The following is a 16250-nucleotide window of genomic DNA, read 5'->3' as shown; positions in this document are numbered from 1 at the left end:
TTGGTAATTACGTTAATTAAACAGTCCCTCTTTTTTCGCCTCCTCTAGCGATCTTAAAATCAACTTTTCGTGATCGGCCGCTGTTAACGTCTTCCCCAAATAATCGCCGGCCACTTTCTGCATTAAGTCTGGAAGTGACGTCTCCAAAGCCGCAATCTTATCTTTTTTAAAAGCTTCAATATCTGTTAAAGCCGCTTTGAAGGACGCTTGTAAAGAATCTTCCAAATCGGTATGCTTTGCCACCGTTTTACTGCGAAGTTCGCTGACAAATTGTGACAACTCACGAGCTGTTTCGTCGGCTGCATGCTCCATAGCTGCCGTTGACTGGGCAGAAATTCGACCTCGTACCTCTTTAAAATACTGAACATTTTCCGACTCCAGCCGACTTAAAAACTTGGCAACACTGTGTTCGTCTTTTTTAAGCGTTTCTTCCAAGGCCACCGTGATCTCGTCTTTGATATAAGAGCTGACGGCCTCAGTTTCGCTTAAAATATCGGCGGATTTCTCGGCGGCCCGTTCCACTAAGCCTTCCGACTTCCTCGTGGCCTCATCAAAAACCCGAGCAATGTGTTTAGTCATCTTCTTTTCTTTAGTGACCAAAATCTTCTCCCGTCGATACAGCTGCAGGGCGAAGAAGATGTTGAGCAGCAAAAGACCAAGACCAAAGAGGACGATGGGGCCGGTGGTGAGTAAGTTAGTTAAATTGAGCATAAATTACAACTAGGCTACTAACAACAAATATGCCAGTAATAACCCAATGGCGCAAGTGCCCAAAGCCAAGCCGACATTAATAATAACGTTAATAGTGATTAAACGGCCAGCGAGAGGGTTACGACCGGCCGCCTCCACTCCCTTTTGAGCCACTTTTCCAAAGTTCGTGAAAGTGATTGCTAAAGCGATAGTCATCACTATGACCGCCAGAATCCCACGCAAGGCCTTGGAAGGCTGCTCCATGGCGGCGAGTTTACTAACGTCCAGCAATGACAACATGGAAGTTCCCAACTGGGAAACAAAGCTGCCGGTTGATTTGGATGACAGGGACACGAAGTGAATGTTGAGGGCGACCGGAATTAGCCCCGTGTCTGACTTGTTGTTACTGCTAAAGTCCGCCAGAGCTTGCCCCAGAACCATGCCGGAATAAGTGGCTTTTTGGCCAATGCCTTCAACCGGCGAAGAAGTAACAAAGTCGCCCTTGGCAATTGGGCCGTTGGCGAGCCCCACGATAACCTCGGCCGCGCCGCTACCAATGACGGAATAGTTGCCACTGCCATCACTAAAAGTTAAGGCTCCCTCACCTATTACGCCCCGCAAGTCGATATCGTAGTCTAGTTTAGATAATTCAAAATTGCCGGCTTTAAAAGAGACGATATTACCGGGCTTGGCACTAGCATTATTAATAACGACGATTTTGGCCATGGAATCACTGGAGAGCACGGCCGCCTGGGCCGGTCGCGGTGATAGCAGAAAGATGAAGGCAACGATTAAAAATAGTTTCCAGGCAGTTTTCATACTTAAAATTTAAACTACTTATGTAAGATTAGCAAGATTTTCACAAAAATAAAAGGTCGCTACGCTCCCGGCCGACTGAGCCTTGAAGTTTTGTCAAATCTGAAGTATTATACAGTTGCTCGTGACCCGCGAGGGTTATTCGGCGGAATGCAAGCCGAAGACGGGCATTTTTCATTGTTTACTTAAGTCGCTCCTGGCGTTTACGACCCTCCCATCTATTTTTCGCCACGACGGTATTACACTCCAGAAGAATTTTCGGCCGCCACCTTTCTGCCTTACAATTACTTTGATTCTTCGTTCCTCAACTACGGCTTCAAGAGACCAATAATGCATTATCTCGCCTTTATGGTCCACGATTCGTTCTTCTTGCCAAAAAGACGATCTTTTTAAAACTAGAAAGGCTCGTGGTAATAGCGAAACTCTTGTCTCGGTTTCTTTAGACGGACGCGCCGACATTGCGCCCTCGTAAAATAAATGATTTAAGCTCCTACTATTAAAATAAACTTTCTCTTTCGGAAAAGCCGGGCACTTTACACTTTTGTGTTTCTTGAAGAAAGCTTTAGCGTTCTTTTTAGTCTCATCAGATTCTCTAACCATTTGTATCTTTGAGTATGTCTAAATTAATGAAATTTTGCAACCGGTTTCGGGTTACATTTAACGGCCGAGGGAGGGGCAAGCCCCTCCCCTACGTCATTTTTGTATTATGTCGAAATCGGATGTGATGTGTATACTAATTCTTAGGGGCCGGAGTTCTAAAAGTTAAGGAGGATTCCTAGGCTTTTGGAAGAGAGCTTTAAAATTAAAGGCGATTTACCCCGTCAAAAATATTTGACGATAATTAACAGCGGTAAATTATTAACGCCAATGCGAATTACTGGGCGTCGACTACGAACAGTAACAATACCCAGAACGCCTGGAACACGAACCAGAACAATGGGAACACGAACAACAACAATAAGACGAATACGAACTCTGTTCGTTGCGTTCGCTAGCCTTGGACTTTAAACTAAGAGCGATGTTCTACCAGAACATGCCCCTGTACCTTAAGCTTCTGAACCTCCTTAAAACGGAGTATTTAATTGTGAAAAGCCTTCCAAAAGAGTATAAGTTTTCGCTTGGACAAGACATTATTAACCGCAATTGGGAGCTAATTGACCTTTTTATTGCCGCCCAAATCGGCGGAGGGGGGGGGCGAGTAAAAATGCGATTGTTAACAATCTAAATCAACAATTCGACTCTTTTAAACTCCGCGTAAGATTTCTTTCTGAGCTTAAATTAATCTCTTTAAACCAAGCGGCCGCTATTTCGGAGGACATTGTGGAAATTGGAAAAATGATTGGGAGTTGGGTCGCAAAGGTTTAAATGACCATTTTTACCGTCGCGAATATCCTTAAAGCCTACTATGATTGCCGCGAAACTAAGCGTAAAACCACCAATGCCCTTAAGTATGAATTAAATTTAGAAAATAATTTAGTCGACCTTAAAGAATCTTTGCAGACTAGGACTTATCGACCGGGCCGCTCGATTTGTTTTGTGGTGACTGTGCCCAAGCCGCGCGAAATCTTTGCGGCCGACTTTGGCGACCGCGTTACTCACCACATTCTTATAAACGAAGTCCAGCAAATTTGGGAAAAACAAATTTTCATAACCGATTCTTACGCCTGTCGTAAAAATAAAGGCCATCATTTTGGCGCTTTACGGGTCGCGGAGTTTGTGAAGAACTATGACTATTACGGACAATTCGACATCAGCAGTTTCTTTTCCAACATTAACAAGTCTACTCTTTATGAAATCTTTTCAAAAATTATAGCCTCCAAATTAAGGCCGGAATGGTGGCAGAAAGAAGTTCTGTGGTTAGCAAGGATCATCATTTTTAATAACCCCACTCAAAATTATTATTACAAAGGCGATCCGGCTTTAAAAAAGCTGGTGCCGACCGGCAAATCGCTTTTTGATCAGGAACCGGAAGTTGGACTACCGATAGGTAATTTAACCAGCCAATTTTTAGCCAATGTTTACTTAAACGAACTGGATCATTTTGTAACAGATGAGTTGGGTTGCAAAGCGTATGGTCGCTACGTCGACGACTTCTTAATTTTTAGCGATTCTATAGAAGATATTAAAGTCTGGCGTAACGAGATAGCTTCATTTTTGAAAGATCGCCTGTATCTAGTATTACATCCCCGCAAACAACAAATTCAGCCCACGCGCCACGGTGTGGCGTTTGTGGGTTATTTTATTAAGCCCTGGGGAATTACGGTGCGACGCAACGTGGTTAAAATGGCTAAGAATAAAATTTACAGATTTAACAAGCGTAACGATGTAACAAAAGCTGTAGCCTCGTTAAATTCGTACTTTGGTCATTTTGGAAAAGCCCGTACTGGGCGGTTAAGGAAGCACCTAATCGAAAAGCATTTGAGTTTAAAAATTAAATCGAAAATTGTGGTTGTGGGAAATTACCATCACTTAAGAATTAAAAAATCTGCTAAACTAAATTAGTGGTTGTTTTCATTGACGAATCAGGAACACATAAGCAGGAAGGCCACACTACAACCGCAGTTGTTTACGTTCAGGTTATTAATAAAGAAAAGTTTGAAGCGGATTTAACTCAGATCGAAAGGGATCTTCGAATTGCTTACTTCCACTGGGCTGAAGAAAGATGGTTTATGCGCGAGAAATTTCTCAATAAGATCTCCGGGTTAGATTTTGTTGTTAAAGTAGCAGTCTTTAAGAATCCCGCTCACCCACAAGCAATGATTGAAGCCGTTTTTAAACAATTAATTACCGAACCAATAGTCAGAACAATCGTCATTGATGGTAAAAAGCCCCGGTGGTACGAGCAAAAACTCAAAAAGGTTTTACGGGACAGAGGCATTGAAGTTTGGAGACTGAAAACCGTTCGCAGTACTGGCAATGTCGGTATCCAGCTGGCCGATTCCATAGCTGGTTTGGTGCGATATTGCTACGATAAACCGAACGAAGAGTTGGCCCAGAGTCTACTTAAAAAGCTTCAGAAGAAACAGCGAATTGCCGGGATTTATCTTCTCCAATCTGCTTTAGAGAGTGTCTCCAAATAAAAACCTCGCCTATTGGCGAGGTCAGTGTCCCAGTTAGTTTTGCCTTGCGGCTAACTTTTCCCGACCCGGGAATTTGTCGCTGGTAACTTGTTGTAGCATTAAGATACCACAGAAGTTTAGGAAAAGCAACCACCAAAACCCCACGTTCCAAAAATCCAAATCGGCCAAAATTTCAAAAGGCCAAGGCTAGCGAACGCAACGAACAGAGTACGTAACCGTCTTACTGTTGGTGTACGTGTACCCACTGGCCTGGAACGTGTACCAGGCGTACTGGGTAGCGTTACTGGTCGTAGCCGACGCCCAGTAATACGCACTGGCGGTAGCCAGGTTGCCCCAAGAACCATCGATATAAGATTGCATTAACTCTTTTTGGTACGGCAAACGCCATAAGCCGTCATCGTAATTTTCGCAACCGGTTTTAGGGCTGGTATTTTTAACGCAGACACAGGAAACATCACCATTATTAACACAAGTGCCCGCCGGATATCCCAAATTACCACTACTCCCCGGGGGAATGCAGTTATTAGCGACAAACCAGGTACTAGAGGCATTAATCTGAGGACTCCAGACCAAATTAGTGTTGGGATCCTGAGACACTAAACCGTTAAGAACGCTGCGACCGGTGCCGCAATAGGTATTACCGGAATTACAAGTGACCCAAGTTCTTTTGTATGTATCGCTGGGAATGGTTTGGTTGTAGTTGTAGTCGTCTACCCCGCCGAGAGCCTTAGTGTAAGCCACAATGGTACCAGTGCCGCTACCATTTTTTAAACCAGCCACTAAAGAGTCATTAAAACCCACAATAGCCGCGGAGTAAATCCGATTCCACATAGTACCCCAGTCGCCCCAAGTGCCAGCACTTATGGAGCCGTAGCTAAGAGCGGCGACGGCGGTGGAAATAGTTTTAATTTTAGAAGTACTGGCACCGGAATCGGGAGAAGAGCCACTTTGTTCGGCGAGGACTGCCCCACCAACTTTAAAGATCACAAAAAGCGTGAGGATAATGAGGGAGGAATATATTAGAAACTTACGCATGTTAATAATATGGATCAATAATTTTATTGTGTCAAGTTTACGTATTAATTAACGTAGGGGCATTTATGCTGCCCTCGGTATCGATCGAGGGCGGGATGAATCCCGCCCCTACGTTAATCGGTAATGTTAATCCCGCCCCTACGTTTTTATACGAATAGGGTTATTGCGATCCCGATCCCAAACTTTGGGATTAAATTTTATGTAACCGGCAATGCGTTTGTAATCGTCGTCATCCCAAATAATATGATCGTAAAAACTGCGTTGCCAAATTTGACCTTGGTACGAAGATGTTTCATGGATTTGTTTAGAAACGGCAGATTTAAAAGAGCCAATAATCGTCATCAACTTAGGGGCGACGCCTTCCCCCAAAGTAAACGTAGGGGCGAGGCATGCCTCGCCGTCGGCCGATTGGATCGAGGGAGGGGCATGCCCCTCCCCTACGTTTATCGAATTGATATCATGCTCCTCCCCTACGTTGGTTTTTTCATTTGTTTCTTCTGACGAATTTTCAACAGAATTAATCAATTTTGTGTCAAACGTTTTTATTTGTTCCTGGTATTTTCTATAATTTTCTCCAATTGAACCCTCGATTTGAATTAATCCGTGAATGTGGTTAGGCATTATATTGAAATCGTAAAGAGTGATTTTTGGAAAATATTTTGGTAGTTCCTCCCAAGTTTGTTTCACAATTAAGCCCCAATCATTAAATAACATTTCACCAGGAGAATCGAGAGTTAGGATATCCGAAAATTCATTAATTAACGTAGGGGTCGCATTTATGCGACCCTCGGTACGATCGTCCGAGGGCGGGATAAATCCCGCCCCTACGTTTGAATCGGACGGGGCATGCCCCGCCCCTACGTTATTATTAATGATTCTCCCAAACGTACAATTCCGTTGATAATTACAAATTGTCACAAAATACATATTTTCTGAGGAATAATCAAATTTGTGAAGTCGCGGTGATCGCCGTTCGTAATAGGAATCCATGGATTAAATTTACCACAACATAAAAAGGCAACGTAGGGGTCGCATTTATGCTGCCCTCGGCCGATTTGATCGAGGGTCGCATGAATGCGACCCCTACGTTAATCGGTAATGTTAATCCCGCCCCTACGTTTTTAAATTTTTGTTGTTAAAAATTCCAACATCCTCTTGACACCCTCTTCCCTTTTTATATACTTTAACTACGGCATGTGAGAAGTATAGAAATCTTCGATATGCCCCAAAAACTGCTCATGGAAAATACTGCCAATTTTAACTTGACACCAAGCGAACTTTCAGCCCTTTCGGGTGTTTCGGCATCTACAATTCGTCGATGGGAATCTGAAGGTATTTTGGAGTCTCAAAGAGATGCAAACGGCAGTCGTTTATATAAAGCCAGCGATGCCGAAAAACTCAAAGCCTACAAATTAGAAGTTAGTAACAAGAAGGCAATCCAATCAAGAAATCAAGTCGTGAGCGGGCCGATGGTTCATTCTGTCGACCACGTTTTACCATACGTAGGGGCCGGATTTATCCGGCCCTCGATCCAACCGGCCGAGGGTCGCATGAATGCGACCCCTACGTTGTTGTTGAACGCAACCCCGGAAGAAATACTGTACCCCGACGTTCCTGCGAGAACAAATGTAACGCAGAGTTTGCGATTCGCCAGCCTGCTTGCCATGCTGGCCGTCACCCTGCTTGGTGTCGCCGCTCTTAAATACAACGGCGCCGGAGGAATTTACGGTCGTCTGGAAAATGGAATTAATCAAGCAAAAACGGGGCTAACATTACTGGGAAAATCGGAAAAACAACCAGCGGTCAAAAATCTGGGTCTAGCTCAGGTTCTTGCCGCCACTACAACTAAAACCACCCCCACCATGACCTTCGCAGTGCCTACTATTTTTAAGGCATCAATAGATGCTTCTGGCCAAACCATTACCGCCAAAACGGTGGCGGCGTCTAACCTCTTATATAGTGTGGCCGCCGGACCGGGAATTAGCGTTTCGACCGGTCAAAATCCCATTATTACCAACACTGGCGTTTTGTCATTTCTGGGGCAGACCGGCGACGCTACTCTAAAAGTTGGTCCCGGTCTGGCTCTTAGCGGCGACACGGTGACAAACACTGACAAAGGCACCAGTCAAAACATCTTTAAAGAGTTCCGGGTTGGTGGCGCAACACTAACGGCTGGCAGCAATACTGACTACTTTGAAATGATTGGTAGTGGTGACACCACGGTCAGCTTGAGTGGGCACGTGGCAACGGTCTTTACTCCCATAAAATGGACTCAAGGTAATGGCACATTATATATGACAAGCCTTACAGACATGCTGGGAATTGGTACCGCCACACCTACGAGTAAGCTTGACGTCGTTGGCACCGGCCACTTTACCGATGACGTTACTTTAGATAAGAACCTTGGCGTCGGCGGCTCGGCGACAGTCAGCGGTAACCTTGCTGTGACAGGAACTTCTGACCTCACCGGCAATACCACTATCCGTGGAAATCTGTCCGGAATCCGTGGAATCCCCTATTCATGGCCAACGACGCAGGGGCTGTCTAATGCCCTGTTACAGAACGATGGCTCAGGAGGTTTGACATGGATTGGCGGCGGGACCAGCGGCACCATTGGTTACTGGAGCAGGAACGGTGGTAAGTTGTTCCCCTCAACTATTGGCGACAAAATCGGCATTGGCACGAACGATCCGCAGTACACCCTTGACGTTAATGGCACTCTAAGGGTTGTTGGCGCTAGCATTACCGGCGGCATTAATAATAACGGCGGTGGCATTACCAACGCCGGCGCGATCACGGGAGGAACAGGACTGACGTCATCCGGTACGATTACTTTTTCGGGATTAGATAACGGAGTTGTTCGCAGTAGTTTAGCGGGAGTGCTATCAACTGGCGACGTTAACCTGGCCAGTGAAGTCACCGGCACTTTGGGAGTAACACACGGTGGCACTGGTCTGGCCGCCATTACCGAAGGAGCGATGCTGTACGCCAGCGCTGCCAATACTTTAACTACTTTGGGAGCTGGCACCGAAAACCAAGTGATGGTAGTTAATAGTCAAGGTAAACCTTCTTGGGGCGAACTCACCAATCCTGGTGGCATCTGCCCTAACTGCGTCATTAAAAATCCTAACGCCACTCAAACTATTACGGCCGGTCAAGCGGACGCCACCGGGCTCTCTGTTAAGCAAGCCGCCGCCGGCTCAGTTGACGTTTTTAATGTAATTGACAACGCCGGCACTCTTAAATACTTGGCAGTGACACCAACTGGCGACATTCAATTTGGCGGCGGCAGTACCGCTCGCGACACTATTATAATTTCACCGGCCGCGGCCGGCGCCGTTCAACATACCGGCACTATTTCCAGTCTTGACCTGACCGCCGACCGCACCTACACCCTCCCCAACCGCTCGGGGAGCATCTGCGTAGATACGGGAAACTGCGCTGGTCTTTCTGGCTCCATTGGCGGTAGTGGAGTTCTCGGGTACGTGCCCGTTTACACCGATACTTACATGTTAACGAGTAGCCATATTTATGATAACGGCAACGTTGGTATCGGCACCATCACCCCGGGATCCAAACTTAGCACGACGGACCTGGCCGTTGGGGCTACTTACCAAAACAGTGCCGCTCCCACCAGCGGCGCCATTTTTGAGGGCAATGTGGGCATTGGAATTCTCGTTCCTACTACTAAGTTGTACGTCGCCGGCACATTTAAAGCGACTGGGGCCGGTGTTTTTACGGATACTTTAGGAGTCACCGGCGCCACCACTTTAAGTTCGACGCTCGGAGTGACCGGCGACATTACTGACGGCGGTAACCTGAACATCAATGGGCTGGGAAAATCTTGGGTCGCCGGGAGTTTTGGAGTTGGCAACACCAACCCCACTTTGGCAACCCTTGACGTTACCGGCACCGGCGCTTTTAGTTCGACGCTCACCGCTGCGAACGGCTTCACTCTAGGATCAACCGCCGTTACTGCGACCGGCACGCAACTGAACTACTTAAACGCCGCCACTGGCACTACTGGAACAACGACTACTAATATAGTGTATTCAACTTCACCATCGTTAGTAACTCCTGGAATCACCGGCGGCACTCTGACGGGACTCACTGGTCTCGCCATTCGTGATACTTCGGCCGCTTTCGACGTCACTATCGCCGGCACTTCTTCAACAGCACTTACCACTGGTCGAACATTAACTTTAGACATGGCCAACGCGACAGCTACATTAAAACTCGGTTCTAACTTTATCGGTAACGGTACTGCTACTGTGACTGGTATTAACACTGGAGACAATGCTGCTAATAGTTCCACGATGTACATCGGCACTACCGCTCACGCCTTAAACCGAGCTTCTGCTGCTGAGGGTTTATCGGGAATCACCGGTCTAACACCTAACGCTGATTTTACTTTGACCCAAAACTCGGTCGCCACCCTTACTAGCATTGAAGCTGGTGCCGTTGTTAACACCTTATATTTAAAGGCCGGTAGAGTCGGCATTGGCACTATCACACCAGCGACGCCACTTGATGTCGTTGGCAACATTCAAAGCAACGCCACTATTATTGGTGGGGATATGACTCTCGGCAACAAAAGCACCTCCGGTCTTTCCTATCAATTCACAGGAAGAGCCGCCGTCTTAAACAGTACCGGGTATTTGGATTTTAGTAACTATAATAGTAGTGTTAGCCTCGATCACGCCACCGGCAACCTCTCCGGCTACGCTTTTTTGGAAGACGTTGGCTGGGTGGCTTTTGGCACTGTAGATAACAGTTCCGGACCGGTAAATGTAAACATGAGTACCGGCGTTGTCACCGGTAAGGCCAAGGTGCTAAACACCGGCAATTTCCTTGATTTTACTTTATACGGTAGCAATGTCATCTTTAACGTCAACACCGGCATTGCCACCGGTTACGTTTTCTCGGAGGACGTTGGCTGGATCGCTGTTGGGGCGACCGACAATCCCAGCGGCGGCGTTCGTTTTGATAATTCCGCGGTGGTTCAAACTTTAGCCACCAATCAGGGTTTAACCATTGATCCCAACGGCACCGGCATGCTCTACCTCCACGGACCAAACTATAAATTTTCATCGACTGGTGACTTTACCATGGGTAGCAACTTGACTTTCGGTAATAACGGCTTGGCGCAAATATCTACCAGCTATAACAATAATTTAGCCATTATGACCGGCACCGGAAATGTTGGAATTGGAACGACCACCCCAGCGACCACTTTTGACGTTCTCGGTGGCAAATTTAATGTTACTTCAGCGGGTCTGGTGGGCGTGGGAACGACAACACCAACCTCGACCTTCTCCGTCGGCGCTTCGAGCCAATTTCAAGTCAACTCGACAGGTAACATAGTTAAATTAAATAATGTCACGACTTCTTTCCCAGCTTCTCAAGGCGCCACTAATTCTATTTTGACGAACGACTCGGCTGGAAATCTAACCTGGAGCAACCCAGCTTCGACTGGCATTTTGGGTTATTGGAACCGCACGGGCACCACTCTCGCCCCCACGAATGCTAACGACGGCTTAAGTATCCCATCAACGGCAACGACTACTGATATTGTCGCTGTCACTCCCAGCGCCCTCACAACCGGCAATGGGTTAAACATCGCGACCTCTGGAAATACGCTAACATCGGGGCATCTTCTAAACTTAAGTTCAACGCTCACCAACACCACCTTTACCGGGTCACTTGCCAACGTCGATTGGTCCCCCGCAGGTAGCACGCAGATTGTAAACACTGGTGACCTCGTCAAAATAAACGTTGGTCAATACGGCACTATCGGGAATCTTTTAAATATTACTGACAACGGCAACTCTATTTTTAGCGTTTCTCAGACCGCTTTGACCGCTAATTTGCCGGCCTCCTTTAATGCTGCGGGAGACACGACTATGGCCTATGACTTGAATTTCAGCAATACTACTTTGGGCAACATCCGCTCGGCTGCTAATTTGTCGATGATTGCCGGTGAAGCCTTCAACTCCTCTAATTTAGGTTTACAGACTTTTAACTCCGGTCAACTGGTCCTCGATTTAGCTGGCGGCGCCACCATGAACCAGGCCCAAAACTGGACCTTAAACACCGCGGTGAACGCTCTTAATTTCCAAAACGCCAGTTTAGGGTCAATTCTTAGCATCGATAGCACTAATAATAGAGTAGGGATTGGAACGGCATCTCCAGCAGTTAAATTAGATGTTGTCGGCGGTATCAATGCCACCGGCACCATTTACGGTGGAAATTTAAATGTTGCAGCTGGTGGTAATTTACAATGGGCAGCGAGGTCAACAGTTACGTCAACGGCTGACGGAGTGATAAACTTACTCAATAACGCAACAACTGGATTTACTCGTCTAAATTTTGGAGGTACTACTAGCAGTTTCCCAGCCTTGGCCGTTAATGGCTCAGACTTACAGGTCATTAGAGCTGACGGGTCAACCAATGCCAACTTGTTTGTTACGGGTTCGGTTGGTATTGGTAATACAAACAGCACCTCGGCTTTCTCCGTCGGCGCTTCTTCCCAATTCCAAGTTAACTCAACAGGAAATATCGTTAAGTTAAATAATGTCACGACTTCCTTCCCAGCTTCCCAGGGCGCTGCCAATTCTATTTTGACGAATGACTCGGCTGGTAATTTGACTTGGGCTAATCCCGCTTCCACTGGAGTGCTTGGATACTGGAATAGAACGGGCACGACGCTGGCACCAACAAACGCTAATGACGGACTCAGCATTCCGTCAACCGCCACCACCAGCGATGCTGTCAACATTGCCACCTCCGGCAACAACTTAACGAGCGGACATCTCTTAAATGTAAACTCCAACCTGACGAATACGACTTTCACAGGGAGTTTAGCCAACATTGACTGGTCGCCTGCAGGTAGCACGCAAATTGTAAATACTGGTGACTTGGTCAAAATTAACGTTGGTCAATATGGCACGATTGGGAATCTTTTAAATATTACTGACAATACTAATAGTATCTTCAGCGTTTCGCAGACAGCTATAACGGCCGGACTGCCAACTTCCTTTACGGCGGCCGGTGACGTCGCTATTGCTTATGACCTGGCCTTCACGAATACGACGGCCTCGACCATCAAGTCGAAGGCGTCATTGTATTTGACCGCGGGACCGACCTATGCCAGCAACAACCTGAACTTGGTGACATATAATAGTGGTCAAATTGTTCTTGATTCTCCGGGCGGCGCCTTCCTGCAACAAAATCAAGCCTGGACGCTTAATACCGATGTGAACGCTCTTAATTTCCAAAATCAAAGTTTAACTTCTTTACTAAGTCTAGACGCGACGAATTCCAGAGTGGGAATTGGAACGATTGCCCCCGCCACCACTTTTGACGTCGGTGGTGGTAAATTCAACGTCACTTCGGCAGGCTTAGTTGGTATAGGTGCAATCACGCCAGCTGCCAAGCTGGATGTGGCTTCGACGCAGACAACAGGAACTCTAAGTTTACTGCACGCCCCGTCGGCCACAGTTTTGACTGGAGCTTTGACCGGGCTTAATCTGGACCTTTCAACTAACTACACCGCCGCGGGCTTTAACGTGAGTGGTCAAACGATTGCCATGCCAGCGGTTACGAACACGGGAGCTGGCACATACTCTTATAATGGTCTTTCAGTGACGGGTGGAGCCTTGATTCAAAATACCGGCGCCGGCGTTAATACCTGGAACGGTCTAAATATTACGATGCCTAATATCACCCAGACGACCGGAACGGTGACCTCGACGGGCCTTAAAATCACCGGCGGCACAGTAGCTTCCGGCACCAGCTACGGCTTAATTATTGATGCGAATGCTGGCAATGTAGGCATTGGAGTAGCCGCCCCGACCGGAAAACTGGCGGTCTCGGACCTGGGCGGCACTGGCAACCGGGCTGTTTATTCTGACGCCAATGGTAACTTAACCAACAGCAGTTCGGATCAACGACTGAAAACTAATATAGTGACAATCAGCGACACTACTAACGTCCTTGACGATTTAAGCAAGCTCCGCGGCGTTTATTACAACTGGAATACTGGGGTTGATGCCGCTAAGTATTTAGGCAGCCAGCGGGAAATGGGTATGATTGCGCAGGAAGTGGGAGCGGTGCTGCCGGAATTAGTGGGCACCAACGCCAACGGTTATGAATCACTAGACTACCCCAAGATGGCCGGCTTTTTAGTTGAAGTCGCCAAAGCCCAACAGACCCAATTAAGTGACTTAAAAGCTTTAATGGCCTCTCCGTCGGCGATGTTGGCAGGCGCGACGACAGCAGTTGACCTGGGCAAAATCAATGTTGACGTCAATATGTACAAGAAGCTCAATGTCCTCGGGAAGACGACTTTAGGCGACGTCGGGATCACTGGCACTATTACCGTCGGCTTGCTAACTATTGATGGACTAGACCCAATGGGAGGCGTTACCATCAACTCGCTTTCCGGCACTTTAAGCTTCCTAAACGGCGACATCACAATGAATAGCAAGGGTCTACTGGCAACAGCGGTGACCGCCGAAGCTTTCAACGTCAAAGGCGCCTCCAACGCCGGCCACGCCGTTCTACTCGCCGGCACCAAAACACTAGTAGTTCCCAGCACCGGAATTGGAGCTACTTCACTAGTTATGCTCACCCCAGAGGCTACTGCTAGCGCCACGCTCGGTGTTATCGAAAAGAAAGCTGGTAGTAGCTTCAAAGTAGTGACTACCTCTCCAGTTCCCAGTGATTTGCCATTCAGTTGGTTAGTTATTGGTAGTGAATAAATGAACCCTATTAAAAACCTGTTAACCTACAGGTACAGCGAAATTATTTACGATTTAACCGTAAGTTTCTTAAGTTACTTAAGCTACTTAGGCCGCTTAAACATTCCCACCCACAGAACCGCGGAACAAATGCTGCACGCCGCGCGGAGTAGCAAACAAAACATAGTAGAGGGAGTGGCCGAAATTTGCTCTCTTAAAGGGCAGCTAAAACTTTTAGGAATTTCGTACGCCTCTTACGAAGAGCTAATCGCTGATTTGGAGGATTTTTTACGGATTTTAAAACTTAGAATTTACCCCAAAACTGACCCCCGAGTAAAAAACTTCCAACAAATCGGTTACCGATTAAGTAACATAAGCAACCTAAGTAACTTAGGAAACTTAATCGAAAAACCGATATTACCCAAGGATCCCGAAGAAGCGGCAAACTTTTTATTAACGCTGTGCCATATAGAAACTTACCTGCTTAAAAAGCAAATTGAAGCGGCCGAAACTAAGTTTGCTAAGGAGGGTGGTTACACCGAAAATCTGTTTAAAAAAAGATTGGAATATCGCAGCCAAAACAGGCCGTAGCCACAACATAAACTCCCTCTCGCCATAGGTATATAGAATGCTAAAATAATTGGTAATGCAACTGCCTGTATTAAGAGTACGAATAACAAATAAGAAACTGATTAGATTAATCCTGAAGATTAAATCACTCACCCACCTTGTCATTCCGGGCTTGACCCGGAATCCAGCCAACCCACCTTGTCATTCCGGGCTTGACCCGGAATCCAGTAACCGATTAAAAAAGGTAATTAAACTAATAAAATCTAGTGGGATTGAGTTAAAATTACTGGATTCCGGGTCGCGCGTGGCGCTTGCCCGGAATGACAAAGTTATTATCCTTGTAAATCCCAGAATAATAGCTGCGGGAGTACTAACCGTCATTGTGATCGGAGTAGTCTTCAAAATCACTGCAACCCCCACCAAAGCAGCCTGGTTCAATGACGGCTGGACTTACCGTAAAGCGGTGACGGTGACTAACGGTACTGGCGGAACACTCACAAGCTACCAAGTCTCCTTCACTCTGGACACCAAGACGCTCATTACTGCCAAAAAGATTCAATCTAGCTGCCAAGATATTCGGGTGGCTGATTCCACCGGCGCTTCACTTCCCTACTGGATTGAGGAGAGTGGGACGGGAGCTTGTAACTTAAGTACTACGAGAATCTGGACCATCCTCGCCAGTATTCCAACCACTGGGGCCACGTTGTACGTGTATTATGGAAATCCAAATGCGATCGATCTCTCGTCCCCCTCCTCCATCTTTTCCCTCTACGATACCTTCTCCGGTTCCTCAGTTAATGGCACTAATTGGACTACTGGCGGTTCACCAGTTGTAGCTAGCGGAGCTTTAGCTTTAACTAATGGGGCGACGCTCTCCTCAAATTCCACGCAGACCACTTCAGGTTTAGGCAGATTAATCTTCGCTGTTAAACAAGCAGCCACTAACTTAACCGGTGGCAAGATTGGTTTTTCTAATACCGCTTCTCTCGCTTCCAACTTCCACGCTGACCAAGCCGCGGCCTTCATCGCCGGCTCAACTACCGAACAAATCAAACAGACCGGTGGCGCCAGTCTCATGGGTCAATGGGGCCTCGATGAAACCAATTCCACTCAAGCCAACCAGTTCAAAGCCAGTGGGTATTTAGACACCGGCAAACTTGGTCAGGCAGTTTCGGTCTACGGCAATGCGGCAGGGACAGCGGGGTCAACGTTGACCTTCAACTCAGGCGCCCAAATTTCCAGTAACAATTATGAACATTTCAATTCTAATCAGGGAACAGTTTCGTTTTGGGTAAAGCCTAACTGGAATGGGAACGAT

10 protein-coding genes are annotated in these 16250 nt (G+C 46.9%); 5 read left to right on the top strand and 5 right to left on the bottom strand.

Annotated features, from left to right (window positions below; genetic code table 11):
- Window positions 1–12: 12 nt before the first annotated feature.
- The 3 genes from NT141_01300 to NT141_01290 form a co-directional block, all read right to left on the bottom strand.
- Entirely contained in the window at window positions 13–711 is a 699-nt protein-coding gene (locus NT141_01300; protein MCX6783696.1) for a hypothetical protein, read from the bottom strand.
- A gap of 9 nt (window positions 712–720) precedes the next feature.
- A complete protein-coding gene (locus tag NT141_01295) occupies window positions 721–1509 on the bottom strand; it encodes a hypothetical protein (GenBank protein MCX6783695.1) in 789 nt (262 codons plus the stop codon).
- Window positions 1510–1680: 171 nt separating this feature from the next.
- A complete protein-coding gene (locus NT141_01290; GenBank protein ID MCX6783694.1) occupies window positions 1681–2106 on the bottom strand; it encodes a hypothetical protein in 426 nt (141 codons plus the stop codon).
- Between the two features lie 765 nt (window positions 2107–2871).
- Between NT141_01290 and NT141_01285 the strand changes: the two genes are divergently transcribed.
- On the top strand, window positions 2872–4008 hold the full coding sequence (locus tag NT141_01285; GenBank protein MCX6783693.1) for an RNA-directed DNA polymerase: 1137 nt from the start codon (window positions 2872–2874) through the stop codon (window positions 4006–4008).
- The gene (locus NT141_01280; GenBank protein ID MCX6783692.1) at window positions 4008–4586 is read left to right on the top strand and encodes a DUF3800 domain-containing protein; all 579 of its coding nucleotides are present in this window, start codon (window positions 4008–4010) and stop codon (window positions 4584–4586) included. Before NT141_01285 ends, NT141_01280 begins: the two co-directional genes overlap by 1 nt.
- Window positions 4587–4772: 186 nt before the next feature.
- Here NT141_01280 and NT141_01275 read toward each other — a convergent pair whose 3' ends face one another.
- Window positions 4773–5621, bottom strand: coding sequence for a DUF1566 domain-containing protein (locus tag NT141_01275; protein MCX6783691.1), 849 nt, complete (start codon window positions 5619–5621; stop codon window positions 4773–4775).
- Between the two features lie 138 nt (window positions 5622–5759).
- Complete coding sequence (locus tag NT141_01270; GenBank protein ID MCX6783690.1) at window positions 5760–6611, bottom strand: hypothetical protein; 852 nt, start codon at window positions 6609–6611, stop codon at window positions 5760–5762.
- 206 nt (window positions 6612–6817) lie between these two features.
- Here NT141_01270 and NT141_01265 point away from each other — a divergent pair, with 206 nt between their 5' ends.
- The 3 genes from NT141_01265 to NT141_01255 all read left to right on the top strand — a co-directional run.
- Window positions 6818–14383, top strand: a complete 7566-nt coding sequence (locus NT141_01265; GenBank protein MCX6783689.1) for a tail fiber domain-containing protein — start codon at window positions 6818–6820, stop codon at window positions 14381–14383.
- Window positions 14384–14953 (top strand): four helix bundle suffix domain-containing protein, encoded by a 570-nt coding sequence (locus NT141_01260; protein MCX6783688.1) that lies wholly within the window; start codon window positions 14384–14386, stop codon window positions 14951–14953.
- 55 nt (window positions 14954–15008) lie between these two features.
- A partial coding sequence (locus NT141_01255) for a DUF2341 domain-containing protein (GenBank protein ID MCX6783687.1) occupies window positions 15009–16250 on the top strand: 1242 nt, incomplete at its 3' end.

The sequence above is a fragment of the candidate division WWE3 bacterium genome (assembly GCA_026396615.1).
GTDB lineage: Bacteria > Patescibacteriota > WWE3 > JAPLWK01 > JAPLWK01 > JAPLWK01.
This window is presented reverse-complemented; position numbering and strand designations above follow the sequence as displayed.

Coding starts and splice junctions, on each gene's coding strand:
- NT141_01295 (MCX6783695.1), bottom strand. CDS start 1,509: ATGAAAACTGCCTGGAAACTATTTTTAATCGTTGCCTTCATCTTTCTG.
- NT141_01300 (MCX6783696.1), bottom strand. CDS start 711: ATGCTCAATTTAACTAACTTACTCACCACCGGCCCCATCGTCCTCTTT.
- NT141_01290 (MCX6783694.1), bottom strand. CDS start 2,106: ATGGTTAGAGAATCTGATGAGACTAAAAAGAACGCTAAAGCTTTCTTC.
- NT141_01275 (MCX6783691.1), bottom strand. CDS start 5,621: ATGCGTAAGTTTCTAATATATTCCTCCCTCATTATCCTCACGCTTTTT.
- NT141_01285 (MCX6783693.1), top strand. CDS start 2,872: ATGACCATTTTTACCGTCGCGAATATCCTTAAAGCCTACTATGATTGC.
- NT141_01260 (MCX6783688.1), top strand. CDS start 14,384: ATGAACCCTATTAAAAACCTGTTAACCTACAGGTACAGCGAAATTATT.
- NT141_01270 (MCX6783690.1), bottom strand. CDS start 6,611: ATGGATTCCTATTACGAACGGCGATCACCGCGACTTCACAAATTTGAT.